Here is a 26,641-nt window from a genome sequence, read left to right on the forward strand (position 1 = left end):
GTCCTTCCTCCTTCGCTCATAGGTGTCCAACTGAGGCGTTTCCCCAGTTAGACATCCGGGTCAGGATGTCGGCAACCAGCTCGGCCTCCCGGGGCTGGAGGTAGAAGTGATCGCCGTCGAAGCGCCGCCAGGCGGCCGGGCCGGAGGTCAGCTCGCCCCAGGAGGCCAGCTGGGCCGGCACGTCGGCGGGACCGTCGCTGCCCGCGTAGGCGACGATCGGGCAACGCAGCCGCGCCGGATCGCGGCGGCGGTAGGACAGCACCGCCCGGACGTCGGCCAGCAGCGCCGGCAGCACGAGCTCGCGCAGCTCCGGGTGCTCGAACACCATCGGATCGGTCCAGCCGGACGCCCGGGCCTCCGCCTCGATGATCGCGTTGTCGAGCACCTCCCGGGGTGGCAGGAACCGGTGCGGGGCGAGCGTGCCGGAGACGAACAGGCCCGCCGGACCCGGCCCGGCGCCGGCCTCCAGTCGGGCCGCGACCTCGTAGGCGACCAGACCGCCCATGCTGTGCCCGAACAGGTACAGCGGCCGGTCGGCGTAGGCGGCCAGCGCCGCAACGAGCGCGTCGGCGATCTCCTGGACGGACCGCGCGCAGGGCTCGGCCAGCCGGTCCTGCCGGCCGGGGTACTGCACGGCGATCAGCTCGATCCGGGCCGGCAGCCGGGCGGCCCAGGAAGCGTACGCGCTGGCGGTGCCGCCGGCGTGCGGCAGACAGACCAGACGGGTCGCCGGGCCGTGGCAGGGACGCGGCCGGCGCAGCCACCGCGCCGATGCCTCGAAGGTGCTCTCTGTCGAGGGTGCGGTCATAAGGGGTCCCGTCGGTCGGTGGTCGGAGGCCAGAATCGACATGTGTTTCGCTGCGAGGGATGCGTGTGGGACGGTCTTGCGATGGATAGTGCCCCGGGCGACGCGCCGGCCGCGATCGGTGGCCGCCTCGACCCGGCGACCGTCCTTGCCGGCTACCGGCACGGCGCCTTCCCGATGCCGGCGGTATCCGCGGCCGAGGCCGAGGTGAACCACTTCCTGTACGAGGATTCGGTGGCGGCCGGGACGACCGCGGTGCTCGACTCGCCGCTCCCCGATCCGTTCGCGTTGACCTGGTGGTCACCGGACCCGCGCCCGGTCATCCCGTACGGGCGGCTCACCAAGCCACGCAGCCTGATGAAGCTGTTGCGCAACCGGCTGCGCTGGACCACCACCGCGAACCAGCGCTTCGACCGGGTGCTCGACGAGTGCCGCGCGAACCGCACCCCCGAGTGGCTCACCGACGAGCTGTGTGAGTGCATGGGGGAGCTGCACAAGCAGGGTTGGGCCCACAGCGTCGAGGTCTGGGACGGCGACGAGCTGGTAGGGGGCGCCGTCGGTATCGGCGTCGGCACGGTATTCACCCTGGACACCTGCTTCCACCGGCAGACCAACGCCTCGAAGGTGGCGCTGCTCGACATGGAGTGCCGGCTGGCCGGCACCGGCGTGATGCTGCTGGACGTCGAGTGGGACAGCGAGCAGAGCCGGCGGCTCAATGCCGGGCCAGTGCCGCGCCGGGAGTTCCTCGCCGCCCTGTCTCGCGGCGGTGATCCGGTCCCGCTGGCCGGCGGCGTGGAGGAGGTACGCCGCCTGGGCTTCCTGCGCACGCCCGCCGAGTGAGTCGTTGACCCCAAAATAGGTGAATCCCGTATGTCCGGCCGCAGGGTCAGGATGAATGAAGGCCGTGTCTTCGCTCGACGGCCGTGGCCGTGGCCGTGACAAAGAACGGGAGCTCTCCAGTGTCGGTCGACACCTCTCGATCCCCAGTCGAACCCCGATCGTCCACCGATGGCCAGCGGTCCGCCGAGCCGGTCCCGGCCCGGGACAACGCCGTCGTACGGCTGCTGATCTCCGCGGTCCGCGACGCCGACTCGCCGCGCTCCGCGGGCGTGGACATGGCTCACGCGAGATCGCTGGCGCAGACGGAAGCGAACCTGCCACCGATCGTGGTGCACCGCAGGACGATGCGGGTGATCGACGGGGCGCACCGGCTCACCGCCGCCCGGCTGCGCGGCGAGCGGGAGATCTCCGCGAAGCTGTTCGACGGCGACGACAACGAGGCGTTCCTGCTCGCCGTCCGGCTCAACGTGTCACACGGCATGCCCCTCTCGACGGCCGATCGGCGTGCAGCGGCCGTCCGGATCATCCGCGCCCAGCCGCGGATGTCGGACCGGGCCATCGCCCTCACCGCCGGTCTGGCGGCGAAGACCATCGGATCGCTGCGCCGCGAGATCGACGGCCCGCCGGTACAGGCGCGGATCGGCCGGGACGGCCGGGTCCGGCCGATCAACGGCGCGGCCGGGCGCAGGGTCGCGGCCGAGCTGATCGCCAGCCACCCGGACGCGACCCTGCGCCAGATCGCGAAGGAGGCCGGCATCTCCGTGGAGACCGCGCGGAGCGTCCGAGCGCGCCTGCGGGCCGGCGAGGACCCGGTACTGGACCGGCGGACCCGGCCGGACCGCGCCGACCGGGCGGAGGACCGGCAGATGACCGTGAAGCTTCCGGAGGCGGACCCCTCCGACGCGCTGCGGTCGCTGCTCAAGACCATGCAGCGCGATCCGTCGCTGCGCTACACCGAGTCCGGCCGGATGCTGCTGTGCTGGCTCGGTCCGCGGGTGCTGCTGACCGACGAGATTCCGCTCCCGCTGCGCCACATCCCGCCGCACTCCCGGATCAACCTCGGCGCGCTGGCGAGAGCCTGTGCGGCGGCCTGGATCCAGCTCGCCATGGGGCTCGAGGACGACCAGGCGAGCGGTCAGCACGGCTGATCACGTCCATCGCCAGTGCCCGGTGTCCGGTGGGACCCAGCCGGTCAGCGGGACCGCGTGCCGCTCGAGACGGCCAGCCGGATCCTCAGCCAGAGCCGCCGCAGATATGGCAGCGGCGTGCCGGCGCTCGCGTATGCCCCGAGAGGCAACCCGATCCTGTCCGGATGCACGCAGACCGGGATGCCCAACTCCGGAATGGTGCGAGACCCCGTCTTCGGGTCGAAGCGGGTCGACGACTTCGGCCGGTTCTCGACGTCGAACGAGTCCACGCGGAACCGCCGAACCGGGCAAGCCCGGCATGGCCGGCGCGAGCCGCTCATCGCTCTTCGGCGTCGCTCAGGCGGCTGGCGAGGGCGGCCACCGTCGGCGCCTCGAAGAGGGCGCGCAGGGCGACCGTGCGCCCGACAACCTCGCTGAGCCGGGTGACGACGGTGACCGCCAGCAGCGAATGCCCGCCCAGTTCGAAGAAGTTGTCGCGCCGGCCGACCCGGGGCACGGCTAGCACCTCGGCCCAGATCGCGGCGATGTGCTCCTCCATCGGCGTGCTCGGCGACTCGTACTGGGCCGCCCCGGCCCACTCCGGCCCGTCGTACAGCTGCGGCAGCGACCGCCGGCTCAGCTTCCCGCTGGGCGTACGCGGCAGCTCGGTCACCGGCTGGTAGGCAGCCGGCACCATGTAGTCGGGCAGGCGGTCGGCGAGGAAGGCGCGGAGCTCGTCGGCGGTCGGCGGGGCGTCCGAGTCCGGCACGACATAGGCGACCAGGCGTACGTCGCCGGCGCCGTGGCGGTGGGCGGAGACGGCGCACTCCCGCACGCCCGGGCAGCCGGTGAGGACCGCCTCGATCTCGGCGACCTCCACCCGGAACCCGCGGATCTTTACCTGGTCGTCGAAGCGGCCGATGAACTCCAGTTGGCCGACGGCGTTCCAGCGGACTCGGTCGCCGGTGCGGTACATCCGGGCCCCAGTGCCGAACGGGTCGGGCAGGAACCGCTCCGCCGTCATCTCCGGGCGACCGAGGTAGCCGCGGGCCAGCGCGAGGCCGCCGACGAACAGCTCGCCGGCCACGCCGGGCGGCACCGGCCGCAGCTCGGCGTCGAGCACGTACGCTCGCACGTTGTCGAAGGGCCGGCCGATGGGTGGCAGCTCCGCCCACGTCGTCGGATCGGGGTCGAGCTGGTGGGAGGTGGCCAGGTGCACCTCGATTGGTCCGTACTGGTTGTACAGGGTGCAGGCGGGCATCTGTTCGAAGAAGGCTCGAATCGCCGGGGTGGCCTGGAGCTGCTCGCCCGCCGTGAGCACCGCACGCAGCGACCGCGGGATCCGGCCCAGGCGCACGGCCAGCTCGGCCAGCCCGCGCAGGGCCACGAACGGCATGAATATCCGCTCGATCCGCTGCTCGGAGATCACGTCGAGCAGCCGTTCGAAGTCGTGCCGGACCTCCTCGCTGACCAGGACGAGCGTGTCGCCGACCGACAGCGTGGTCACCATCTCCTGGTAGAAGATGTCGAAGCTGAGCGCGGCCCACTGTAGCGTGCGTCCGCGTCCGCCGGGGCCCTGGCGCCGCTGCCACTGCGCCTGGTTGTGCAGGGCCCGGTGTGACATGGCCACGCCCTTGGGCCGGCCGGTGGACCCCGAGGTGTAGAGCACCCAGGCGATGTTGGCCGGGTCGGCCAGGTTGGGCGGTCCGGTCGCGTGGCATGGTGTTCCGAACACGTCGAGCGCCAGCACCGGCTCCGGCTCGGCGGCCCTGTCCGCTCCGTCCCGATCGCGGATCAGCAGTCGCAGGGCCGCGTCCTCGGCGATCAGCTGCTGGCGGGCCATCGGGTAGGTCGGGTCGATCGGCACACAGGCTCCGCCGGCCTTGAGCACCGCCAGGTTGGCGACCACCATGTCCAACGATCGGTGCAGCGCGATGCCGACCCGTTCGTCGGGGCCGACGCCCAGCTCGCGCAGGTGCCGGGCCAGGGCGTTCGCTCGCTGGTCCAACTCGCGGTAGGTCAGCGCCCGGCCCTCGAACACCACCGCGGTGGCGTCCGGCGCGGCGGCGACCTGCCGCTCGATCACCTGGTGCAGGCAGCTGCCGTCGTCGAACCGGTTGGCGGTGTCGGTCCAGACCTCGAGGACCTCGTGCCGCTGCGCGGCGGACATCAGAGGCAGGTCGTCGATCGACACGTCGGGTGCGGCGACGACCGCGGTGAGGAGGTTGATCAGGTAGCCGGCCAGGCGCTGCACGGTGGAGCGATCGAACAGCGCGGTCCGGTACGCCATGCCGACGTACATGTCCCCCGCCTCGGTCTCCGAGACCGAGAGCGTGAGGTCGAACATCGCCTTCGGCTCGCCCGGCTCGATCTGCGTGACGGTCAGCCCGTCGAGGAGGTCGAACGGCTCTGCCGCCAGGTAGGTGAACAGCACCTGGAAAAGCGGATGTACCGCCAGGTCCCGCTGCGGCCGGAGCTCGGCCACCAGCCGGTCGAACGGCACGTGCCGGTGCTCCAGGGCCTCGACCAGCCGAGGCCGAAGGTGGCCGAGCAGCCCGGCGAAGGTCGGCTGCCCGGCCAGGTCGGCCCGCAGCACCACCGGGTTGACGAAGTGGCCGATGTTGGCGGCGACGTCGGGGTGCGCCCGCCCGTCGGCGATCATCCCGATGCTGACGTCGGTCTGCCCGCTCCACCGATACAGCAGCGTGTGAAACGCCGCGAGCAGCACCATGAACAGCGTGGCGTCCTCGCGCCCGGCCAGCCGGCGCAGCCCGTCGGCCACCTCGGCGGGCACTGGCACCTCGACCATGCCACCGGCGAGGTCGGCGACCGCCGTCCGGGGCCGGTCCGTCGGCAGGTCGAAGACGTGCGGCGCGTCGGCCAGCCGCTCCTTCCAGTAGTCCAGGTGCCGCTTCGCCACGGCACCATCCCGGCCATGCTGCCACAGTGCGTAGTCGGCGTACTGCATGGTCAGCTCGGGCAGCGGGGACGGGATCCCGGTCCGGTACGCCGCGTAGAGCGTGCGCAGCTCGTGGAAGAGGTGGGCGTACGAAGACCCGTCGATCACCAGGTGATAGGAGCGGAAAACCAGCACGTGCTCGGCCGGGCCGAAGCGGATCAGCTCGGTGCAGAAGTTGCGTGCCACGGAGATGTCGAACCGGTACTCCGCGTACATCCGCTTTCGGTCGTCCAACCACCGGTCCTGCTCGGCGACGGACAGGCCGGACACGTCCAGGAAGGTGAAGCGGGGGTCGCCGGCTGGCTCCACCACCTGTACCCCGATCCCGTCGCGCGCGGGAAACGCGGTCCGCAGGATCTCGTGTCGCCGCATGATCTCCGTGATCGCCGAACGCAGGGCCGCCACGTCCAGATCACCAGCGATGCGGTGCAGGGACGTCTGGTTGTACGCCGGCCCCAGCAGGCCCATCTGATCGAGGAACCACATGCCCTGCTGGTGCTCGGACAGCGGAATGCTGTCCGGCCGAGCCGCCGGCGCCGGGTCGGCGCGTATCGCGGAGATCAGCTCGTCGCGCCGCTCACGGAGCACCGCCAACCACTCGCCGTCCAGTGCGCCGGCCGGCCGGTATCGCAGCCTGCCGTCCTGCAGCCACAGCTGGATGCCGGCCAAGCGCAGTTCCTCCAGGAGATCGGAAATCGCAAGCATGGGCTGTCCCTTCTCTGCGGGCGGCGCGGGGTCCGCTCAGCGCACGCTCAGCGGACGCAGGTCGGTCCAGTGCTGCTCGACGTAGTCCAGACACGCCTGCCGGCTGTCCTCGCCGTACACGATCCGCCAGCCGGCGGGTACCGCCCGGCAGCTCGGCCACAGCGATTCCTGGTGCTCGTCGTTGACGAGCACCAGGAATCGGCCCTCCGGGTCGTCGAACGGATTCATGGCATCGACTCCCTTTCCAGCAGTGGTGTGACTGGCCGGGACTCGCGCTCCCGTGTCGCCCGCTTCGGGTAGACGAAGGACAGCAGCAGGCCCGGCATCAACGTGGTGACCAACGCCATGACGACCATCAGCGAGTACAGCCGCTGGTCGAGCAGGCCGATTTGAAGGCCGACCGCCAGCACGATCAGCTCCGTGAGCCCGCGAGTGTTGATCAGCAGGGCGAGCCCGGCGCTGTGCCGGACGGACATCCGGTACAGCCGAGCGGTCCCGAAGACGCCGGCCATCTTGCCGCCGATGGCGACCAGCAGGATCAACAGCAGCAGGCCCGCCTCCCGCCAGTCCATCCCGGACAGGTTGACCGCGAAACCGGCGACCACGAAGAACAGGGGCAGCAACACCACTCGGTCGATGCGCTCGATCCACGGCAGCACGTACGCGCGCAAGGCGGCCGCGCCCGTCGGGGGCATGACCGCACCGAGCAGGAAGGCACCGAAGATCTCGTGCAGCCCCATCCACGAGGTCGCCGCGCACGACAGCACCAGGGCTGCGGCGACCGCGATCGCCAGTCCGGCATCGAGGCTCACCCTGGCCGCCCGGCTCCGTACCCGGGTCCGGGGGGTGCGCTCCGCCAGCTTGGCCAGCAGCGGTCGCACCACCCCGACGAGGATCGCCACGAAGGGCAGGACCAGCAGCACCTGCCACGGCAGCGTGCTTCCGTGAGAGAGGGCGACCAGGACCGTGAGCATCGACCAGGCGAGGACGTCACCGACCGCGGCCGTAGCGAGCGCCAACCCGCCGATGGGAGTGTCGATCAGGTCGCGGTCGGTCAGGATCCGGGCCAGGACGGGGAACGCGGTGACCGACATCGCCGTACCGACGAAGAGGCAGAAGAGAACCGCGGCCCGGCCGGACCGGTCGCCGACGATGCCGATCGCGAACAGGGTGCCGAGCACGAACGGCACGATCATCGAGCCGAGCGACAGCGCGACGGCGATTCGGCCCTGCCCGCGCAGGCCGCCGTCGGGCAGGTGCAGCCCCACGAGGAACATGAAGACGCAGATCCCGACGGTGGACAGCATCGCGAGCGTCGGGCGGATGTCGGTCGGGAACAGCTCACGGGTGATCGCGCCGTGGAACAGGGTCGGACCGAGCAGGATGCCACCGACGATCTCGCCGATCACCTCCGGCTGCCCGAACCGCCGGCACAGGAGCCCGAGTAGCCGGGCCACCACAATGATCACGAGAATCGCGCGGACGAGCGTCGCGAGCGTACCGATGTCCACGCGTCCGGCTCCCATCCGCCCTCTGTTTGAGATGGATCGTAGGCCGCGCCACCCGGGGCATCGCAGTCACGTGAACCGGCGACGGGACAGCCCGGGGCCGCCGACGGCATCCTTCCGTTGGACGGCACGCGTGGTTGGACGGCACGCGTGGTCGGGAGGCACACATGGGAGGCACACATGACCGGCACGGATGTGGTCCAGGGCGAGGGCTTCGTCTGGCGCGCTCGGGAGCTTGACGGGCACCTGCCGTCCGTCTCGTACGGGGTGACGCTGGTGGGTAAGGCCACGGTCACCAACCCGTCGGGTGCGGGCCTCGCGCGTCACATCGCGGACGTGGCTGCCTACGGCGATTACGCGTTCCTCACGGTATACCGGCATCCGACGTGTGTGCGGACAGGCGCCTACGTCATGAACATCAGCGACCCGAAAGCGCCCTTCGAGGTCGAGAGCGCGTTCATCGAGACCACGAATGGCAACTACGTCGGCGAGGGTCCGTGCGTGATCGAGATCGCCAACGAGTACTTCAGTGGTGCGCTGTTCATCCACCCCCACGAACACTACATCCTGGCCGATGCACCCGATCCGACCGAGCCGCGCCAGCGGGGTGGCATCAACATCTGGGACGTTTCCGACCCAGAGAATGCCCAGCTCCTCGCCGCCCACGCCGGCGACTACACGGATTCGCACAATGAGCCGGCGGACCAGGCCCTGGCGGCGTACTACACCTGCGCCTGGACGGACAGCTCCACCAGCCGCACCTACGTCAGTTTCGTCACCGACAAGCCCACCACCGACATCGTCATCATGGAGATCACTGATCCCCGTAACCCGGTGATGGTCAACGCCCTTGACCTGAGGATTGCACCGTTCCATGTGACCGGAGACCCTTCGAAGGGCCTCATCTCGGTGTTCGGGCACGCCGTCGACGTACGCCGGGTCGGCGACCGGTACGTCATGACCGCGACTTACTGGGACGGCGGGTACGTGCTGCTCGACGTCACCGACCCGACGCCGGGCAACGTCTCGTTGATTGCCCGGACCGAGTACGCCGAAATCGACGAGGAGCGTGCCAAGCGCGGGCAACAGATCTGGCCGGAGGGCAACGCCAACCATCACGACCTCTCGCCCGACGCCGAGTATCTGGTGGGCGCCGATGAGAACATCGAAGCCTATCGCCTTTTCGGCACGATCACATCGGGCCCGCACGCCGGCACCGAGTACATCGCGGCCTGGAGCTCGGGTTCGGCACCGGTCAATGCCGACCACCCCATCTCTGGTACGCCCACCTTTGTCGGCTCCGGCTGCCCCGGCACTGTGCCGCCCGGGCGCGGGATCGCGCTCATCGAGCGTGACGCCTCGATCCTGACCGGCGGGTCGGCCCCGGGATGCGCGTTCCAGGAGAAGCTGGATGCCATCACCGCGGCCGGCTACAGCGCTGGCATCATCTTCAACCACCAGGGGCCGGACGCTATGCAGCAGTTCCCCACGGCGGCCAGGGGAACGATCCCGCTGATGTTCGTCAACCGCCTGACGGGTCTGCGGCTTCTCGGTGTGCCTGGCGTAACCGAGGAGACCGCCGGCACCACCCCGACACCGGCCAATCCAGTGGCCTGCGCGACCGATGTCAAGTCGGAGTTCGTCGGCTGGGGCTACCTCCGGCTGTTCAAGACGGACATCCCGCGCAGCGGCACCGGCTCGGTCACCCAGATCGACACGTACGCCATCCCCGAGTCACAGGACCCGAGGTACGGCACCGGCTTCGGCGACTTCTCGGCGTCGCACGTGGCAATCGACCCCGATCGCCGGCTGGTGTACGCGACCTTCTTCGCGGGTGGCCTCCGGGTGCTGAGCTACGGCAGCGATGGCCTGCGGGAGGTCGGCGCCTTCCGCGAGCCCGGCATCGACTTCTGGGGCGTCAAAATCCACAAGATCGGTGAAAAGAACTACGTCCTGGTCTCCGACCGGAACTTCGGCCTCTACATCTTCGACTTCTGATCACGCGCTGAGTGGCATCATTCAAATCTGAGGAGCCCGGGGTGTCCAATCCGACCATGAGGTCGTCTGATCTCGTATTCGCCGCTGGTGCCAAGAGGCCGACCAAGGCTGATGTGGTGATCATCGGCAACGGCGCGCTCGGCCTGTTTCTTGCTGACGAGTTGATCGAGCGCCAGGTCGGATCAGTGGTGGTAGTGGGTCCGAGCCATCGCGACACGGGCGCCAGCCAGGCGGCCGGTGCGATGCTCGGCTGTTTCGGTGAGACCACGACCGAAACGCTGCGGACCGACGCCGCGCGGACGAGGTTCGAGCTCGGCCTATCCGCCCATGACAAATGGCCCGAGACGCTGCGGCGGCTCGATGAGTTCGCGCCATCCGACCGGCCGCTGCAGACAACGACGGAATCGCACATCATCTTGAACTCCGTCGGAGCCGAATTGGATACGGTGAACTTTGCCGCGATAATCGACGCCCTCGACCAGTACGACAAGCCGTGGAAGGAGGTCGACCCGACCGACATCCCCGGTTACAACCCCCGGACGGAGTCGCGCGCATTGCGTGCCATTCATCTGCCGACGGAGGGAGCCGTGGATGCTCGCGGGGTGCTGGCGTCGCTGGAACGCCGACTGCGGCATGGCGGAGCGATCCTTCTCGATCAGACGGTACGGAGGCTGGTCGGCAGCGACGAGGAGGTGACCGCGGTCGAGCTGGACGACGGCCATCTCATCGAAGCCGGCACTGTCGTCGTGGCCGCCGGCATCCACAGTGAGTCGCTGGTGCGAACCGTGTTCGACGTGCCCGATCTGATGCCGACCTTTCCGGGGCTCGGCTTCGCGATGATCGCCAAGCGGACGGGGGGTGAACCGTTCACCAGCGTGGTTCGGACGCCGAATCGCGGTTTCGCCTGCGGACTGCACGTGGTGCCGCAAGGCGGCGGGCTGGAGTACTACGGCGCGACCAACCGCTTGGTGCACACCATCTCCAGTGTCACCTGGATGGCCGACGTCCGCTTCTTGGCCCAGTACTCAATGCAACAGCTCGACGAGCGGGCAGCCACCCACGAGGTCACGCAATGGTGCACCGGCAACCGCCCCGTCACGCTCGACGGATTCCCGTTGGTCGGCTGGATGCCACTCTCGGGCCTGTATCTGATGACGGGCACCTACCGTGACGGCTTCCACTGTGCGCCCCTGCTGGCCGAGCACGTCGCCAATGAACTGCAAGGAAAGTCCGGAATCATCGACTCGATTTTCCAGCCGATACGCAAGCCAGTGGCGACCAGGACTGTCGAATCTTCGATCGATGAATATGTCACACACAGCCTTGCCGCCTGGTTCGAGACCGGCGCGCAGGCCGCACCACAGATGACGACCTCGCAGCTCACCGACTACTACCGGAACATGGCCGTGCAGACCTATGAGCAACTCGGCGTCGATTACGCCCTGGGCCCCGACATTCTCTGGTACGCACAGGGGAACCTGCATGGTGCACGTCGTGTCGCGCGCTATCTGCGTACCTTCAAGGGCGATGGCGACGTGGCCCAACCGACTGGAGCCACAACCGGCACCGGGGGAACGCGGTAGCAATGCCCGCATATCAACCATCTGTCGCGGACACCGTTCGCAGCCTCGTGACGCAGCGGCTCAACCTGAATGGGTACAGCCAGGATCTTCGCCCTGACGATAACCTCTGGAGCTTGGGCATGACATCCTTGACCTGCCTGGGTCTGATGTTGTCCATCGAGGACACGTTCGAGATCGAGCTGCCGGAGGAGGCGCTCAAGGAGTCGACCTTCCGCAGCATCAACACGATATCCGCGGCGGTTGAGAGTTCTCGCAAATAGGCACGAGTTTGGGGGTAGCAATGCCGACACCCGAGTCGCGCCCGAGGAACCCGATCCCACTGTTTCGCGACAGCACGGCGAGCGAATTCCCGTTGTCGGCGGGACAGGAGCGACTGTGGTGGCTGCGCCAACTGGACTCGTCGCACGACCAGTACCACATCAGCTGTGGCTGGCGGTTTCCGGCGGAGGTGAACCGCGAGGCATTGCTCGCCGCCCTCGCCGCCCTGGTGCGGCGCCACGAGATCCTGCGGACGAAGTTCCTCATGTCGCCGGACGGGGCGGTCACCCAGGAGATCGTCGACCATGTCGAGATCCCGCTCGTCTGGGCCGGCCCCGACTGGCAGGAAGCCGTCGAACAGGCTGCCGTGCGGCCCTTCGACCTGGCGCGGCCCCCGCTGTTTCGAGCGGTGGCCGCGGAGTTGGTCGACGGGCCCGGCCTGTTGGTGACGATGCACCACATCATCACCGACAGGTGGTCGATGGACGTCTTCGCCAGGGATCTGTTCGAGCTGTACGAGGCGGCCTTGACGGCCAGGACACCGCGCCTTCCGAGGCTGCCCGTCCAGTACGGCGACTACGCCAGGTGGCAGCGCGACTTCCTGACCGACGACCTGCTCCGATCCCAGCTGAACTACTGGACCGAGGTGCTGGCCGGCTACGAACCGTTGGAACTGCCCCTGGATCTGCCTCGGCCCACGGCGATCGACGCGGTCGGCGAGATGGTTGTCCTCGAGCTGCCGAGGGAGGCCACGGCGGCCATGACCGCCCTGGCCTGGCGTACGCGCGCGAGCCCGGCGATGGTGGTCAGTGCCGCGTTCGTCGCGACGCTCCGGGCCTTCTGCCGCCAGTCCGACGTCGTCATCGGCGCCATCGTGTCCGACCGGACACACCCGGACCTGCGAGATCTGATCGGGTTCTTCATCAACACCATGATCCTGCGGGTCGATCTGACCACGACGGAGCTGACCTTTCGCGAGGCGATCACCCGAACCCGGGACGCCTGGATGGCCGCGGACGCGCACCAGGACGCGCGGCTCGAGCAGATCGTGGGTGCGCTCAACGCCGGGTCGGAGGCGCACCGGAATCCGATCTTCGACGTCGTGGTGAACCACGCCGGCGACCGGGAGGACCTGGCCGAGGATCCAGACGCGCCGATGTGGTGGGAACCCGACCTGCCGGTGACCGCCAGGTTCGACCTCTCGCTCACCACCCGGATCGTTGAGGGGCGGCTGCGGGCGACCTTCGTGTACCCGACCGCGCTGTTCAACCGGGCCACGATCGCCACGCTCGCGGACCGCTACATCCGCACGCTCGAACAGGGCGTGGCGACGCCGGACGCGCCGATGCGCGACTTCGACCTGCTCACCCGGGCCGACCGCACGCTGCTGCGGCGCGGCAACGATCGGACTCCGGCGTCCGGGACCACCGTCGTCGAACGTCTGCAGACCCGGGTCGCCCGCACGCCGGACGCGCCGGCGGTCGTCGGCGACGGCGGCCCGCTGTCCTACGGGCAGCTGAACGAACGCGCGAACCGGCTGGCCCGACACCTGCTAACCCTGGGCGTCGGACCGGAGAAGGTGGTCGGCGTCTGCCTGGAACGCACCGTCGAACGATTCGTGGTGCTGCTCGCGCTGGCCAAATGTGGCGCACCGTACCTGCCGGTCGACCCCGACTTCCCAGCCGATCGGATCCGCCTCCTGATGTCGGATGCCGCCGCCGTCTTGATGATCGTCGGCTCACCGCTTCTGGCCCGCCTGCCCTCGATGGAGACGCCGGTTGTCACCATCGGTGACGGCAGCCCGGACCTGACCGGATACGCCACCGACAATCTTCCGACTCTCCCGGCTCCGGACAGTCTGGCCTACCTGATATCGACATCCGGATCGACCGGAAACCCCAAGTCGGTGGCGATCTCACATCGAGCCCTGAGCCGACTGGTGGAAGGCGCACCGCACTATCTCGAGGTAGGCCCGGGATCGGTGTTTCTCCAGACCGGTCCGCTGACATTCGATGTCGCCGTGCTCGAATGGGCACCGCTGGCCCACGGCGGCCGGGTGGTGATCGCCGATACCGGGTCCCTCCTCGACGGTCTGCGGGATGTCCTGTGCGAACACCAGGTCACCACGCTCAAGCTGGTCTCTCCGCAGCTCGACATCCTCGTCGAGCAGGATCCGCATATCCTGTCCGGGCTGCGCCAGCTCGTCGTCGGCGGCGACGTTGTCAACCCGAGGAGCTTCGCCCTGGTGGACGGACTCCTACCCGGCTGCCGGGTCGTGGCGTCGTACGGTCCGACCGAGTGCACGGTGCTGGCCACCGTGTTCGAAGGCGAGCCGTGGTCGGGCAGAGTTCCGATCGGCCGCCCCATCCCACACACGAGTGCCTACATCCTCGACGAGGACCTCCAGCCGGTCTCGGTCGGCATGCGCGGCGAGCTCTTCCTGGCTGGCGACGGATTGGCCAGGGGGTACCATTCCCGCCCCGGCCTGACCGCGGCGTCGTTTGTTCCCGATCCGTTCGGGCCGCCCGGGTCGCGCATGTACCGCACCGGAGACCTGGGCCGCTACCTGCCGAACGGAGCCATCGACTTCCTCGGCCGCACCGACCACCAGGTCAAGATCCGTGGCTTCCGGATCGAGACCAGCGAGGTCGAACACGCCCTGCTGCGCCATCCCGACATCACCGCGGCGGCGGTCGTCCGGGCCACCCTGGCGACCGGCCCCGCGCTGGTCGCCTACATCGTGGCGGCCAGGTCGGTGGACGTGGGGGCGCTGGGCGACATGCTCCGCGAAACACTGCCCGCGTACATGCGCCCGGACCACTTCGTCACGATCCCCCGATTCACCCTGACCGCGAACAACAAGCTCGACCGCGCCGCGCTGCCACCGGTCACCACCGCCACCACGCGCGCCGGAGTGGACCTGCCGCCCGCGACCGGGCTCGAAGCACGGGTCGTCGCGGCGTGGTCCGCCGTGCTCGGCAGACCGCTGTCGGCCTCCGACGACTTCTTCGACCAGGGCGGGCACTCCCTGCTGGTGCCGCGCGCGACCGCGACGGTCCGCCGCGAACTCGGCCGCGAGGTGCCGTTGCAGCTGATGCTGGAATATCGGACGCCTGCGAGCTACGCGGCCGCGATCCTGCGCGGGAGCCTGCCCGACCTCAGCGCGGCCTCGCGTGAGGACCGGCTCGTCCAGCGAACCTGGCGCGGCGAGAAGCTCGCCGGCTGCCGACGCGTGGATCTGTTCATCTCCACCGAGAACCCGCTCCGGAAGAATGCCGACCTCCCGTTGCTGATCGTCCTCGACGGCTCCGAGTTCGTGGAGATCATGCGCCTGCCGGCGATTCTGGACCGGCTCTCCCGCCAGGATCGGATCCCCACCACCGCGGCGATATTCCTGAGTCCGAGCGAGTGGTCGACCCGCCGCAGCGAGCTCCTCGACGACGGGATCGTCGACGCGCTCGCCGACGAGCTGCTCCCCTACCTGCGCACCTGGCTCGGGAACCGGCCGGTCGGCCGCGCCGTCGCGGTGGGCGCGAGTCTGGGGGCGGTCACGGCGATCCGCTCCGCGCTGCGCCGGCCGGATCGCTTCCACGGCGCCGTGGCCATCTCCGGCCCGGTGAGCGAACATCGGCTCGGCCCGGCGAGGCCCGACCGGTCGAGAGGCGGGTCGCGGTTCTTCCTGTCCGCGAGCCGGGAGGAGAAGGACATCATCCTCGACGACGGACTCAGCTTGGTGGAAGCGACCGAACGCACAGCCGACGAGCTCGCGGCCGACGGACACGTCGTACGAAGCGCGATCGGGGAAGGCGGCCATACCTACGCGGCGTGGGAGTCGATGCTCCCCGATGCGATCCGCTGGTCGCTGGGCGACCAGCCATAGTCGATAGGTGGTGCTTGCGGTGCAGGATTCTCGACGGTCGGCCCGGACCGCGGGTGCACGGACCCTGGTCGATCTCCTGGAGCGCCGGTTTCGCGACCGGCCGGCGGCCACGGCCATCCGGACCTCGGCACGCTCGTGGACCTATGCCGAGCTCGATCGGCTGTCGGCGCGACTCGCGCGGCGGCTGGTGGCCGACGACGCCGGACCGATCGTCGGTCTCATCGCGGGGCACTGCCCGGCCGCGTTGATCGGCATCGTCGCCATCCTGCGAAGCGGCGCGGCGTGTCTGCCGATGAGCCCCGACGATCCGCCGCTGCGCAATCGCGGGGTGCTCGACGACGTCGGCTGTACGCGTGTCCTTGCTACCGCGCCGGTCGACTGGCTGCCCGACGCCCAGCTCATTGACGTAACCAGCCCGCAGACGGGCCCCGACAGCCCGGCCGCCACGGGGCTCCCCTCGCCGAGGCCGCTCGACCTGGCATACGCGCTCACCACGTCGGGCTCGACCGGGCGGCCCAAGATCGTCGGCGTGCCGCACGAAGGCCTCCTGAACCTGATCATCGCCTCGTTCGAGGACATCGACCTGATCAGGACCGACGACGTGATGCTGTGGACGACCGCGCTCACCGTGGACAGCACCATGCACGACTGCCTGATGCCGCTCTGCTTCGGCGCCTGCGTCGCCATCGCCGACGGCGGCGACCTGCCCGCCAACCGCATCCTGCGCACCGTCCGCGCGCTCGGCGTGACCGCGCTGGAAGTCCCGGCCGCGGTGCTCGGGCCGTACGGGACGTCCCTGCTTCCCCGGCTGGCCGCGGCCGGCGTGCGCCTGGTCATCACCGGCGGGTCCCAACTCGACGGGCCGGACCTGGGCAGCAACGACTCGCTGGTCGTCCACAACGGCTACGGCCCGACCGAGGCCTCGGTGGCCGCGACGTGGTATCCCTGCGACGCCTCGACGCCGCAGTGGGTCCCAATCGGGCGCCCGATCCGCAACGTGCGAACCTATGTCCTCGACGAGGAGCTGAACCCCGTCCCGGCCGGCGACACCGGCCAGATGTACCTGGCCGGCGCTGGTCTTGCCAGAGGCTATCTCGGCCATCCCGGCCGCACGGCGGCCTCGTTCCTGCCGGACCCGTTCGCCGAGAGGCCCGGCGAGCGCATGTACGCCACCGGGGACAACGTTCGGCTTCAGCCGGACGGGAACTACGTGTACGCCGGCCGAATCGACGACCAGATCAAGATCAGTGGGTACCGGGTCGAGATCGGCGAGGTGGAGCACAACCTGCGCGCATGCCGAGGCGTGGTCGACGCGGCGGCACTGTTGCGCGAGGACACCCCGGGCGGCGCGGCCATCGTCGCCTATCTGGTCGGCGAACGGCGACCCGACGAGCTGCTCACGAGCCAACTGGGTAGTTGGCTACCCGCGCCGATGATTCCACGCGTCTACGTCTGGCTGGACGAGATGCCTCTCAACCGCGCGGGCAAGATCGATCGTCGAGCGCTCGCCATGATGCTCGATCCCGCACTCCCTCACCCGGACGCAACACGCAACCCTCACGTTGTGCCATTCACTTGCGGGGGCGGGACGGATACGGGAATCTGCCCAGATGCCTGCTGAGTACACCCAAGGTGACCAGTTCCGTGGTGCCCGCATCCATCTGTGCGACCTCTCCGGCCTCGAGATTCGTGATTGCGACGTCACCGGCCTGAAGATCGTGGACTGCTATGGGGGTAACGTCTCCCTCGGTGGCGGCTTCGAGCGTGTCGTTGTCAATGACGTCGACGTGACCGCCTACGTCGAGGCCGAGCTCGATCGGCTGCATCCCAACCGGGTGCTGGCCCGTGAGGCCACGTCCGAGGCCGAGCTCGACCGGGTATGTGGTCGCAAGCCGGCCGACCTCTATCCGGACAAGGACTACGTCGTACGCCGCTGCCTCAGCGTCGTGCTCAAGGAAGAGGCCGAGCATCACCGGTACGCGGTGCGCGACCTCACCGTGCTCGAGGCCGATACCCGAACCGAGTGAAAGCGCGTCCCGGCAATGGACGGCGATCTCGCGATCCTGCGCTTGACCAGCCCATCTTGCTGTCGGAGCCCCTCATCGCACCCGCACTGCCCAGCCAGGGCGCGGTGCCGACCGGCGAGGTAGTCACGACCGGCTACGGAAAGACCGGCAATGCGGGCTTCCCCAACGAACGACGCGAGGTCTTCCTCGATGTCACGCCGCGGTGGACCTGCGAAGGCATCTACCAGTTCGTGAAGCCGATCACGCCCGGAATGAACTGCACCCGCAAATCCGGCCAGACGGCCGGAGCATGCGGCACTGGGTGATGTCGTCATCGGAATCGTCTCCTGAAATATCTCTGGCCAGTGCGGCAACCCGACCTATCCCACCGTGAATAGGAATGTTTCTCAGCACCGAACCTGGATAAGCGGCAACGTGGGGAGCTAGCCGGCGGTTCATCCACCTGCCTTCAGCCGGAACGCGAGGCGGCGGGGCGCCTGCACGCGATAGCTGTCCGTCACCAGCTCGGCAACCTCGACCCAGTCCGTCTCGTCGTCCAGAACCATTCCCACGACATTCACACCCCAGTCGGCCCGGAAGAACGGAGGGCCGGCATGCGCCAGCGCGGCCAACTCCCCGGGCGGCGCCCGGAAGGTCATCAGGATGGCCGGATCGTCCATATCGATGTACGCCGACCCCCTCTCGTCGGTGGTGTAGACGTGCAGGAACGTCCGCCGGCGAATCCGCCACCGCAGGCCGATCCACGACGGCTCCTCGTACGCCTCGGGCAGTTCCCCGCAGATCACCCGGAACCGGCCCACAACGGCGGGTGGAACGTCCGCGATGTCGCTCATCTGTACCTCCCGCGCCCATCCTGCCCGCCGGGTAGGACATCAGCACATCAGAGTCTCCGGGGGGCCCTGTCAGATTTTTCGTGCTGTCTGATCAGTGTCGGCCGTCTGGGGTGTTCGAATCCAACTTCGGGACGCGCGTGCCGGTGACCGGATGAGGCTAGGCGGGTAAGAACCACTCCCGCGCAGGCGCGCCCGGCCACCAGTACTACACCCAGGTCAAGGACCGCATCGACGGCAAACGTGCAGCGCTCTCCCAAGCCCGCCGCATCGTCCGCGAAGCGGTCCACATCCTGAACGAACTCGGCGACGACGCCCTCATCTGGACCTGACCACCCGGCCAGGCCGATCGGACCAGGGCGACCGCGTCGCCACCGGAACGGGAACGGGCCTGACCGGGGCCGCCTCCCTCAACCGATGCCGATGTGACCGGCTCCTGCCAAGCTGCTGTCTGGACCACTCACCCTGCCGAGCAGGAACGACGTGGGCGGCCTCCAAAGACTGAGCGGTCACATCCCCCGGCAGGCCGGGGGACACCCCATCCATCATCATGTCGCCGGACCTCCGGCACGCCCCCCGGGGTCCGTGGGCCCAGGTAAGTCTGGCTGCCCCAGGCCTGCACCTCTCCGAACCGGCGCGATCACCCCAACCCCCGACCACAGGAGGCTCACTCCCCACCCGACCCCGGCTGCAGCGGAAGCATCGACGGATTGCTCTCTGCAGAGTGGATCAGGACAGGTCGATGCTTCCTCCCGCACCACCACGACGCACGCACCCCCTCAACCCCGGAGTGTCGTCAACCCGCGATCATCCGGCACTTTCCGCCGACGGCCGGAAGGTGCGAAAGTCGAGTGGTTCAACACCAGCACAAAACGGGTGGGTCATCGAGATACTCAGACATCTGTGACTCTTGAGTCATCGAGGTCAATCTGCGAGCCGAAATCGGGCCCAGTTTGTCCAGCCTTTGCGAGCCGACGCATGCCAACTATCACTCCAGCTTGAAATCTGCTTTTGGCATCAAGGTTGGCGACAATCTCGGCAATATATCGCCGGAGATTCAGGACATGGCGCTGGCGGCGGGCGCCCCGATCGTGTCGATCAACGACGGGGCGGGGGCGCGGATCCAGGAGGGTGTGACCGCGCTGGCCGGCTATGGCGGCATCTTCTCCCGCTGCGTGGCGTCCTCGGGTGTCATCCCGCAGATTTCGGTGATGGTCGGCCCGTGCGCGGGCGGCGCCGCCTATGCACCCGCGTTGACCGATTTTCGTGTTCATGGTCCGCGAGACCTCGCAGATGTTCATCACCGGACCCGACGTTGTCCAGGCGGTGACCGGGGAGAAGGTCACCCAGAACGAGTTGGGCGGCACCGACGTTCACGCCGCGATCTCGGGTGTGGCGCATTTCGTCCACGACGACGAACAGTCCTGCCTCGAAGAAGTCCGTTACCTGATATCGATGCTGCCGGCCAACAACCACGAGCAGCCCCCGGTCGCCGCCACCGACGACACCATCGACCGACCCAACAACGCGCTGCTGGACTTGGTGCCCGCCGATCCGCAACGCCCCTACGACATGCGGGCGCTGATCGCCGAGGTCGTGGATGACGCCGAGTTCCTCGAAGTCCACGAGCGCTTCGCCGGATCGGTGATCACCGCGCTGGCGCGCATCGACGGCCATGTCGTGGGCATCATCGCCAACCAGCCCAACAACATGGCAGGCGTGCTGGACATCTCCTCTTCGGAGAAGGCCGCGAAGTTCGTCTCCACCTGCGATTCGTTCAACATCCCGCTGATCACCCTGGTCGATGTGCCCGGTTTCCTGCCCGGCGTGGACCAGGAACACGGCGGCATCATCCGCCACGGCGCGAAACTCTTGTACGCGTACTGCAACGCGACCGTGCCGCGCATCCAGCTCATCGTGCGCAAGGCCTACGGCGGCGCCTACATCGTGATGGACTCCCGCTCCATCGGCGCGGACCTGTCCTACGCGTGGCCGACCAACGAGATCGCGGTGATGGGCGCCGAGGGCGCGGCCAACGTCATCTTCCGCAAGGAAATCGCCGCGTCCAAGAACCCGGAATTGGCCAGGGCCCGACGCATCGACGAATACCGCGACGAACTGATGCACCCCTACTATGCGGCCGAGCGCGGGCTGGTCGACGACATCATCGACCCCCGCGAAACCCGCCACATCCTGGCCCGCTCACTGAAAATGCTACGCGCCAAATCCGCGCCGCTGCCGCAGCGCAAACACGGAAACCCCCCACATGAGAAGCTTCGACAAGCTGCCGTCGATCTTTCCGGTACAGACCTCATACGACGCCTGGATCAGATGTCTTGAGAACCAAGGTGCCGACCGTGCTGGATCCGCTCACGCAAAACCGCATCTCCGCAGCTCACAGCAGAGTATCCGACGTTCCGGTTCAACGTTTGAGGTCCCCGCGGGCTGAGTTCTGCTCCAATGGGTGTCGGTCAGCCCACGACGACTGCCGCGAGAATCAGCCTGTCTCGGGCGATCCACCGGCCGGTGAAGCCGGTCACTTCGACGCCGTCGAGGATCGGCCCGGGAACTTTCAGCTTGGCGGTGAAGCGCAATTCCTCGATCCTGACGCGCACGTCCTCGAAGCCCAGCCAACGCCCGGTAAGCGGATACCAGGCCTTGTAGACCGCCTCCTTGCAGCAGAACAGCAAACGATCGGCGTGCACACCGTAGCCGGCAGGCACGGTGTAGTCGTCGTCGAAGACCACGAGCCTTGCGACGCCCTCGGGCAAAGGCTGGTTGGGTTCGGCGTCGATACCGACGCTGCCGATGTCCTGTGCGTGCGCGACGGCCGCGGCCCGGTAGCCCTCGCAGTGGGTTATGCTGCCGACGATTCCGGGCGGCCACATCGGCGCACGACTGGGACCTGGCAACAGTGGCGTGCGCGGCAGTCCCAACCGTGACAACGCCAGATGCGCGCAGTGGCGTCCGGTGGTGAACTCTCGGCGGCGGCCCTCGATCGCCACGGCGATCACCGCCTGCTCTTCCGGGAACAACTCGACATCGGCCACGTCGCCGAACACTTCCGCTATCGTCACGGTGGGCGGCATGAGTTCCTCGAGCACCGTTGGAGCATAACCATAGCGATCTTCCACGCTCGTCGTGCGCCTGGGAACTGCCCGCCAACTGCGTCTACAACGCGCTCTATCTCGTCCTGGCCGAAGACCTCGACTGCACCCCAGCCGAGGTAGTATTCGGTCGGCGAGCGTGATCGCCTGCGTGGGCGGGCCAGTACGTCAGCCGCAACGGGGGGCGTAACCGTCCTTGCCGGGCCCCCGAAGGTCGGCAAGCCATGGCTTGCCCTGGGCCTTGCCGTCACCGTGGCCTCAGGGGGCAAGGCTCTGGGCAAGGTCGACGTCGACGCCGGCCCCGCGCTCTATCTGGCGTTGGAGGACACAGGCCGACGACTCCAGTCCCTTCTGCGGACGGTCCTTGCCGGGGCCATGCCCCCGAAGGACCTGACGTGCGTGATCGAATGCCCCGCCCTCAGCCAAGGCGGCGTCGACCGCATCACCGCATGGCTGGACGCCCACCCGAACGCCCGCCTGGTCGTGATCGACGTCTTCGCCAAGGTGCGTGGTCCCCGACAGGTCGGAATGTCGGCCTACGACACCGACTATCGGTCCGTCGGCGAGATCAAAGCCATCGCCGACCGGTACGGCGTCACCTTCCTCGTCGTCCACCACACCCGCAAGATCGAATCGGACGACTTCCTCGCGGACGTCTCCGGGACGAACGGCATCGCCGGAGCCGCGGACGCGATCCTCGTCCTCCGGCGGACGAGAGGCAAAGCGGACGACGTCCTCCTGGTCACCGGACGGGATGTGGACGAGTCCGAGTATGCCATGGCCTTCAACGCCGAGGCCGGTACCTGGCGAATGCTCGACCAGCCCGCCGACGAACTGGCCATGACCGACACCCGCCTCGCGATCATCGCCCACCTGAGACACCACCCCGGCCAAGGCCCCAAACAGATCAGCGAGGCCACCGGCATCTCTTATGACCTGACCAAGAAGACGGTCAAGCGGATGGGCGACGACAACCAGCTCCACAGCGACGGCAGGCCACTACTACGTGCCCGAAGAACCTGTGTCTCCTCTGTCTCCGCTGTCTCCGCCCCAGCTCACAACCGCTCTTGACGGGGACAGCCCTCACCTCGCGCTGTCCCTGAACCCGCTCAACACCCTCGAAGGGACCCCACTGTGAACGTTGCCAAGTCCGCCTACGACGACCAGTTCCAAGCAGCAGTCTCCGACGTTCGCCGCTACATGAACCTCCACGCCCAGAAGACCGGCTCCAGCGTCGGCCCGTCCGACGCCGCATGGATCAAGGCGAAGTTCGACGAGTTCGCGCTCAACCTGCTGTCGGGCAAGGGCAGCCGCTGCCCGTACATCGGATCTTTCCCCATGGTCGCTCACACCGCCGCATGGGCCACGCACCAACTGGTCTGCCCCGCCTGCATCGACCTCATCGAGCCGTCCGAGGAGGAAGACCGCCGCTGCGACCGCTGCGGTGCCACCACAGCCACGCTCCACGCCGGCTGCGCCGCACATGGACCGGTTCTCATGACCTACGGCGTCTGCACTCCCTGCACGACTGACGGCGCGAAGGTCGTTTGAGAATGGCACGTCGAAAGAAGCCCACGCCGTTGAGCAGTGTGCGACCAGGCCAGCAGTTCACCTTGGAAGAGGTCCTGGAGATCCTTCGTACCTTCAACGTCGTCGTAGAACCCGAACAGCCGACGCAGGAGGTTGAAAGTCAGGCTGAGTCTGTGCCAGAGCCGAAGCGGCTCTACACAGTTGTGGAAGCCGGGCAGCGTCTGCGGATCGGACGGACGACCGTCTACGACCTCATCAAGCGAGGGGAACTCGATTCGGTTCACATCGGGCGACGCCGGCTCAGCCCCGCAGAGGCTGTCGACTCCTATCTTTCGTCCGTCGGTCATCACCGAGCGGCCTGAGGGGGCGAATCATGGCAAGAGCTAAACGCGCCGCCAACGGTCGCTCCACGATCTATCAGAGCAAGGACGGCAAATGGCACGGCCGCGTCTCGATGGGCCTTAAGGACGACGGGACGCCCTACCGGCCGCACATCGAACGGTGGGACAAGAACGAGGTCGTCAGGGAGGTCCAACGCCTCGAAAAGCTTCGCGATGAGGGCAACGCGCCCAAGGCCGGGAAGCGCATGAAGGTCGAAGCATGGCTTACCTACTGGATCAACGAGGTGGCCATCGTCCCTACGGTCCGTCGGACGACCCACGATGGCTACAGGGTGGACGTGGTCCATCACCTAATACCTGGAATCGGCAACCACTGGCTCGACAAACTCACGTTCACGCACCTAGAGCGGCTCTACACGAAGATGCAGCAGAGCGGTCTCAAGCCCGCCACCGCTCATCATGTCCACCGGACGATTCGCGTCGCACTCGGCGAAGCCCACCGCCGCGAGATCATCACCAAGAACGTGGCTAAGGATGCCAAGGCGCCGGTGATCGACGAGGAAGAGGTCGAGCCGTACGACGTCGATGAGATCAAGGATCTCTTGGAGGTTGCGGCTCTCAGGCGCAACAGCGCCCGCTGGATCTTCGCACTCGCCTTCGGCCTTCGTCAGGGTGAAGCCCTGGGGCTGAAATGGGAGGACTTCGATCTGGACAAAGGTATTCTCCGCATCAGGCGCCAGGCGATCAGGGCCAAATATGCCCACGGCTGCGGGAATGTCTGCGGACGCAAGCCCGGATACTGTCGGCAGAAGATCCGAACCAATCCCCTCACGGCAGACGTTAAGTCGCGTGCGGGGCGTCGGCGAATCGGCCTCCCTCCGTTTGTGATCGCATTGCTTCGGCGGCATAAAGAGGCCCAAGACGCAGAGGGCGAGGACGTCAACGAGGCCGCCCTCATCGCCCCCTGCGAGGATCGCAACGCCCTGTACCGCCGTGACGACGTCACCGGGCAGCACCGGCCCTCCGCGGCTGGTGAGGATCGCAACGACGCCATGGTCCGGTGGGCCGCAGGCCAGCGCCACAGCAGCACCGGCCCTCCGGGGCCAACGAGCTCAGGCTGGTTCGGGGCAGGTCGCCGGTCGGCCAGGCAGCACCGGCCGCTCGAAGCCGTTCCCACCGGTCAATCACGATTCTGCGCGCGTCGTTGGCAGTTTCATCGGTGCACTCTGGTGGACAGTTGCGCACACCTAGATACCTGCGGACATGTAGATACTGATCCGCCACGAAGGCTGTGGCGGCCAGCGTCGCCGACAGATGGCCGGTGGCGCGTGTGCCCGAGGTGTGCCCGAGCGTCCCGGTACTCCGAGGGATTGGGCGGGAGGAGCCGGGACGCTGGCTCACGGATACCAGTATGAACCGGGATGAAGGGGGAGAGTAGGTGACCTGCTGGCACGGGTTTGTCGCGGCTTGTAAACAGAAGGTTAGGGGTTCAAGTCCCCTCGCCGGCTCCATCCCCAGAGGCCCCTCCCGACCCGGGCGGGGCCTCCGCCGTTCCACCGCAAGCCAAGCCCACTGACCCCAAAGGCAAGGCCCTCGCTCCGCTCGGACAGTCCTCCCTGGGGCTCCGCCCCAGACCCCAAAGGCGGGGCTCCGCCCCGCACCTCGCCCCCTCCATTCCAGGCAAGCCCTGTCCAGGCCTAACCTCAGGAGTGCCCCTCCTAGCCCGCCCTTTATTGACGCTGGTTATCACGGTCGTTTGGCTAGGCCGTATCAGCGCGGCCACGGCCAGGTCTTCGCGTTAGCGATCGCTTCACGCAATTCCCGTGGATTGAGCGCCTCCACGAGCCGACCACCGTCCCCTTCCGGGACGAAGGCCCACCAGGCCACCGTCCCTTGCAGGACGAAGGCCCACCATGACGCAGTGGCGCCGTCTCGCCAGACCCGTACTCCGAGAAACTGTTCCTCTAGTTCCTGCATGGTCGAGACCAACAGAGCCGCGCCCGCCATCATCCTGGCGAAGGGTGTCCACCCTCCGGCCATCACGTCGGTCCGCGCTGGGCGAGCCGGGCGGCAGCTGCCCGGACGGGGGCCAAAAGCCTGGCATCCCACCCGGGAGGGCAAGCTCTACTGCTGTGTGGTCCTGGACACCTACTCCCGCAGGGTGGTCGGCTGGGCGTTCGATTCGCGGCAGCGAGCCGACCTGGCCACCTCCGCGCTCGGCATGGCGATCGATTCGCGCGGCACCGCCGGCCTGGTCTCTGACGGGATCATCCACGCCGATCACGGCACCCAGTTCACCTCGTGGGCCTTCACCGAACGCGCGCGGCGGGCCGGGCTGCCGCCCTCCCTGGGCACCGTCGGTGATCCCTACGACAACGCCGTGGCCGAGTCGTTCTGGGCACGCATGCAGACCGAGCTCCTGGACCGGCAGCGTTGGCGAACCCGCGTCGAACTCGCCAACGCGATCTTCGAATACATCGAAGGGTTCTACAACCGCCAACGACGCCACTCAGCCCTGGACTACATGACCCCACTAGAGTTCGAAACCACCACCCACCCGCCGAACCCGATCTCCTCACCCACGAGTCCGTGAAACCGGGGCAACATCACCTACCTCGGCGGTTCGGTCGCGGTCGTTGTGTTCGGCAGCGACAAACGCGCCGAACGAGTCTTTCGGCTGCTGCGGTGGATCAGGGACCGCCCCGAGCCTCCTGGGCCGAACGCCCCTGGCGGTTCCCTGTGACCGATGGGGCCGGTGCGCGATCAGGCTCCTCCGCCGGTGGGGCTGTGGCGTGCGGTGCTCTTGCGGCGCGGTTTGGCCGATCGGGGTGGGATGGAGCGCATGTGGTCGCGGACGAGGGTGAGGACACGGGCGAGGCTGTCGATGTCCTGGCGTGTGAGCGGTTGGAGGAACAGCTGCCGCAGGATGTCGATGTGACCGGGGAACACCCTGGCGAGTACGTCCCGTCCCGCCTGGGTGATGGTCACCGTCACGCCGCGGTCGTCGTCGGTGGACGGGCTGCGAGCGGCGAGTCCGGCCTTTTCCAGCAGCGCCACCTGGTAGGTCAGGCCGCTGCGGCTGTACACGACTCCGTCTGCCAGCTCGGTCATGCGCCGGCTGCCGTCTGCGGCGTCTGCGAGTG

General features: G+C 68.0%; 21 protein-coding genes and 2 pseudogenes. 15 read left to right on the top strand and 8 right to left on the bottom strand.

All coding sequences use genetic code 11. The features are described from left to right. Nucleotides 1-16: 16 nt before the first annotated feature. Complete coding sequence (locus ACH34W_RS47920) at nucleotides 17-808, bottom strand: thioesterase II family protein (RefSeq protein WP_395967932.1); 792 nt, start codon at nucleotides 806-808, stop codon at nucleotides 17-19. 81 nt (nucleotides 809-889) lie between these two features. Here ACH34W_RS47920 and ACH34W_RS47925 point away from each other — a divergent pair, with 81 nt between their 5' ends. Together ACH34W_RS47925 and ACH34W_RS47930 are read left to right on the top strand one after the other, a co-directional pair. After that, nucleotides 890-1,645, top strand: a complete 756-nt coding sequence (locus ACH34W_RS47925) for a leucyl/phenylalanyl-tRNA--protein transferase (RefSeq protein WP_395967933.1) — start codon at nucleotides 890-892, stop codon at nucleotides 1,643-1,645. A gap of 119 nt (nucleotides 1,646-1,764) precedes the next feature. After that, nucleotides 1,765-2,793 (top strand): ParB N-terminal domain-containing protein, encoded by a 1,029-nt coding sequence (locus ACH34W_RS47930; RefSeq protein WP_395967934.1) that lies wholly within the window; start codon nucleotides 1,765-1,767, stop codon nucleotides 2,791-2,793. Between the two features lie 44 nt (nucleotides 2,794-2,837). On the opposite strand, the gene ACH34W_RS47935 is transcribed toward ACH34W_RS47930, so the two are convergent. The 4 genes from ACH34W_RS47935 to ACH34W_RS47950 are packed head-to-tail and all read right to left on the bottom strand — an operon-like array spanning nucleotide 2,838 to nucleotide 7,947. Further along, nucleotides 2,838-3,062 carry a hypothetical protein gene (locus tag ACH34W_RS47935; RefSeq protein ID WP_395967935.1) on the bottom strand — a complete coding sequence of 75 codons (225 nt, stop codon included), beginning with the start codon at nucleotides 3,060-3,062 and terminating at the stop codon, nucleotides 2,838-2,840. A gap of 47 nt (nucleotides 3,063-3,109) precedes the next feature. Further along, the gene (locus tag ACH34W_RS47940; protein ID WP_395967936.1) at nucleotides 3,110-6,436 is read right to left on the bottom strand and encodes an amino acid adenylation domain-containing protein; all 3,327 of its coding nucleotides are present in this window, start codon (nucleotides 6,434-6,436) and stop codon (nucleotides 3,110-3,112) included. A 36-nt stretch (nucleotides 6,437-6,472) separates the two neighbouring features. After that, nucleotides 6,473-6,664, bottom strand: coding sequence for an MbtH family protein (locus ACH34W_RS47945; protein ID WP_395967937.1), 192 nt, complete (start codon nucleotides 6,662-6,664; stop codon nucleotides 6,473-6,475). After that, the gene (locus ACH34W_RS47950) at nucleotides 6,661-7,947 is read right to left on the bottom strand and encodes a cation:proton antiporter (RefSeq protein WP_395967938.1); all 1,287 of its coding nucleotides are present in this window, start codon (nucleotides 7,945-7,947) and stop codon (nucleotides 6,661-6,663) included. The genes ACH34W_RS47945 and ACH34W_RS47950 overlap by 4 nt, the downstream gene beginning before the upstream one ends. A gap of 177 nt (nucleotides 7,948-8,124) precedes the next feature. Between ACH34W_RS47950 and ACH34W_RS47955 the strand changes: the two genes are divergently transcribed. From ACH34W_RS47955 to ACH34W_RS47985, 7 genes are all read left to right on the top strand, one after another. Beyond that, the gene (locus ACH34W_RS47955) at nucleotides 8,125-9,942 is read left to right on the top strand and encodes a hypothetical protein (RefSeq protein WP_395967939.1); all 1,818 of its coding nucleotides are present in this window, start codon (nucleotides 8,125-8,127) and stop codon (nucleotides 9,940-9,942) included. Nucleotides 9,943-9,983: 41 nt separating this feature from the next. Beyond that, a complete protein-coding gene (locus ACH34W_RS47960; protein ID WP_395967940.1) occupies nucleotides 9,984-11,525 on the top strand; it encodes an NAD(P)/FAD-dependent oxidoreductase in 1,542 nt (513 codons plus the stop codon). 2 nt (nucleotides 11,526-11,527) lie between these two features. After that, nucleotides 11,528-11,785 (top strand): phosphopantetheine-binding protein, encoded by a 258-nt coding sequence (locus ACH34W_RS47965; protein WP_395967941.1) that lies wholly within the window; start codon nucleotides 11,528-11,530, stop codon nucleotides 11,783-11,785. 92 nt (nucleotides 11,786-11,877) lie between these two features. Beyond that, nucleotides 11,878-15,663, top strand: coding sequence for an amino acid adenylation domain-containing protein (locus ACH34W_RS47970; RefSeq protein WP_395967942.1), 3,786 nt, complete (start codon nucleotides 11,878-11,880; stop codon nucleotides 15,661-15,663). 7 nt (nucleotides 15,664-15,670) lie between these two features. After that, nucleotides 15,671-17,284, top strand: coding sequence for an amino acid adenylation domain-containing protein (locus ACH34W_RS47975; RefSeq protein ID WP_395967943.1), 1,614 nt, complete (start codon nucleotides 15,671-15,673; stop codon nucleotides 17,282-17,284). Further along, nucleotides 17,274-17,690 carry a hypothetical protein gene (locus tag ACH34W_RS47980; RefSeq protein WP_395967944.1) on the top strand — a complete coding sequence of 139 codons (417 nt, stop codon included), beginning with the start codon at nucleotides 17,274-17,276 and terminating at the stop codon, nucleotides 17,688-17,690. Before ACH34W_RS47975 ends, ACH34W_RS47980 begins: the two co-directional genes overlap by 11 nt. Before the next feature lie 56 nt (nucleotides 17,691-17,746). Beyond that, the gene (locus ACH34W_RS47985) at nucleotides 17,747-17,995 is read left to right on the top strand and encodes a hypothetical protein (protein ID WP_395967945.1); all 249 of its coding nucleotides are present in this window, start codon (nucleotides 17,747-17,749) and stop codon (nucleotides 17,993-17,995) included. A 129-nt stretch (nucleotides 17,996-18,124) separates the two neighbouring features. Here ACH34W_RS47985 and ACH34W_RS47990 read toward each other — a convergent pair whose 3' ends face one another. After that, nucleotides 18,125-18,523: an MmcQ/YjbR family DNA-binding protein gene (locus tag ACH34W_RS47990; protein WP_151568182.1), complete on the bottom strand. Its 399-nt coding sequence runs from the start codon at nucleotides 18,521-18,523 to the stop codon at nucleotides 18,125-18,127. 1,007 nt (nucleotides 18,524-19,530) lie between these two features. Here ACH34W_RS47990 and ACH34W_RS47995 point away from each other — a divergent pair. Continuing rightward, nucleotides 19,531-20,785, top strand: a pseudogene (locus tag ACH34W_RS47995) (acyl-CoA carboxylase subunit beta); the annotation flags it as partial. A gap of 206 nt (nucleotides 20,786-20,991) precedes the next feature. Here ACH34W_RS47995 and ACH34W_RS48000 read toward each other — a convergent pair. Continuing rightward, entirely contained in the window at nucleotides 20,992-21,624 is a 633-nt protein-coding gene (locus ACH34W_RS48000) for a 4'-phosphopantetheinyl transferase (RefSeq protein ID WP_395967946.1), read from the bottom strand. Between the two features lie 150 nt (nucleotides 21,625-21,774). Here ACH34W_RS48000 and ACH34W_RS48005 point away from each other — a divergent pair, with 150 nt between their 5' ends. The 5 genes and pseudogenes from ACH34W_RS48005 to ACH34W_RS48025 all read left to right on the top strand — a co-directional run. Beyond that, entirely contained in the window at nucleotides 21,775-22,698 is a 924-nt protein-coding gene (locus ACH34W_RS48005) for an AAA family ATPase (RefSeq protein ID WP_395967953.1), read from the top strand. 63 nt (nucleotides 22,699-22,761) lie between these two features. Further along, nucleotides 22,762-23,178, top strand: coding sequence for a hypothetical protein (locus ACH34W_RS48010; protein WP_395967947.1), 417 nt, complete (start codon nucleotides 22,762-22,764; stop codon nucleotides 23,176-23,178). Between the two features lie 2 nt (nucleotides 23,179-23,180). Next, nucleotides 23,181-23,519, top strand: a complete 339-nt coding sequence (locus ACH34W_RS48015; RefSeq protein WP_395967948.1) for a helix-turn-helix domain-containing protein — start codon at nucleotides 23,181-23,183, stop codon at nucleotides 23,517-23,519. Nucleotides 23,520-23,530: 11 nt separating this feature from the next. After that, on the top strand, nucleotides 23,531-24,913 hold the full coding sequence (locus ACH34W_RS48020; RefSeq protein ID WP_395967949.1) for a hypothetical protein: 1,383 nt from the start codon (nucleotides 23,531-23,533) through the stop codon (nucleotides 24,911-24,913). Nucleotides 24,914-25,599: 686 nt separating this feature from the next. Beyond that, nucleotides 25,600-26,091: pseudogene (locus ACH34W_RS48025) on the top strand (IS3 family transposase); the annotation flags it as partial. A 170-nt stretch (nucleotides 26,092-26,261) separates the two neighbouring features. On the opposite strand, the gene ACH34W_RS48030 reads toward ACH34W_RS48025, so the two are convergent. After that, nucleotides 26,262-26,641: MarR family winged helix-turn-helix transcriptional regulator (locus ACH34W_RS48030; RefSeq protein WP_395967950.1), on the bottom strand; the 380-nt coding region annotated here is incomplete at its 5' end.

This window comes from Actinomadura sp. 6N118 (assembly GCF_044326415.1).
GTDB lineage: Bacteria > Actinomycetota > Actinomycetes > Streptosporangiales > Streptosporangiaceae > Spirillospora.

Bases quoted from the DNA above. Each gene is read 5' to 3' on its own strand.
- ACH34W_RS48020 (WP_395967949.1), top strand. From the start codon at position 23,531: ATGGCAAGAGCTAAACGCGCCGCCAACGGTCGCTCCACGATCTATCAG.
- ACH34W_RS47980 (WP_395967944.1), top strand. From the start codon at position 17,274: ATGCCTGCTGAGTACACCCAAGGTGACCAGTTCCGTGGTGCCCGCATC.
- ACH34W_RS48015 (WP_395967948.1), top strand. From the start codon at position 23,181: ATGGCACGTCGAAAGAAGCCCACGCCGTTGAGCAGTGTGCGACCAGGC.
- ACH34W_RS47945 (WP_395967937.1), bottom strand. From the start codon at position 6,664: ATGAATCCGTTCGACGACCCGGAGGGCCGATTCCTGGTGCTCGTCAAC.
- ACH34W_RS47990 (WP_151568182.1), bottom strand. From the start codon at position 18,523: ATGAGCGACATCGCGGACGTTCCACCCGCCGTTGTGGGCCGGTTCCGG.
- ACH34W_RS47965 (WP_395967941.1), top strand. From the start codon at position 11,528: ATGCCCGCATATCAACCATCTGTCGCGGACACCGTTCGCAGCCTCGTG.
- ACH34W_RS47940 (WP_395967936.1), bottom strand. From the start codon at position 6,436: ATGCTTGCGATTTCCGATCTCCTGGAGGAACTGCGCTTGGCCGGCATC.
- ACH34W_RS47920 (WP_395967932.1), bottom strand. From the start codon at position 808: ATGACCGCACCCTCGACAGAGAGCACCTTCGAGGCATCGGCGCGGTGG.
- ACH34W_RS47925 (WP_395967933.1), top strand. From the start codon at position 890: ATGGATAGTGCCCCGGGCGACGCGCCGGCCGCGATCGGTGGCCGCCTC.
- ACH34W_RS47955 (WP_395967939.1), top strand. From the start codon at position 8,125: ATGACCGGCACGGATGTGGTCCAGGGCGAGGGCTTCGTCTGGCGCGCT.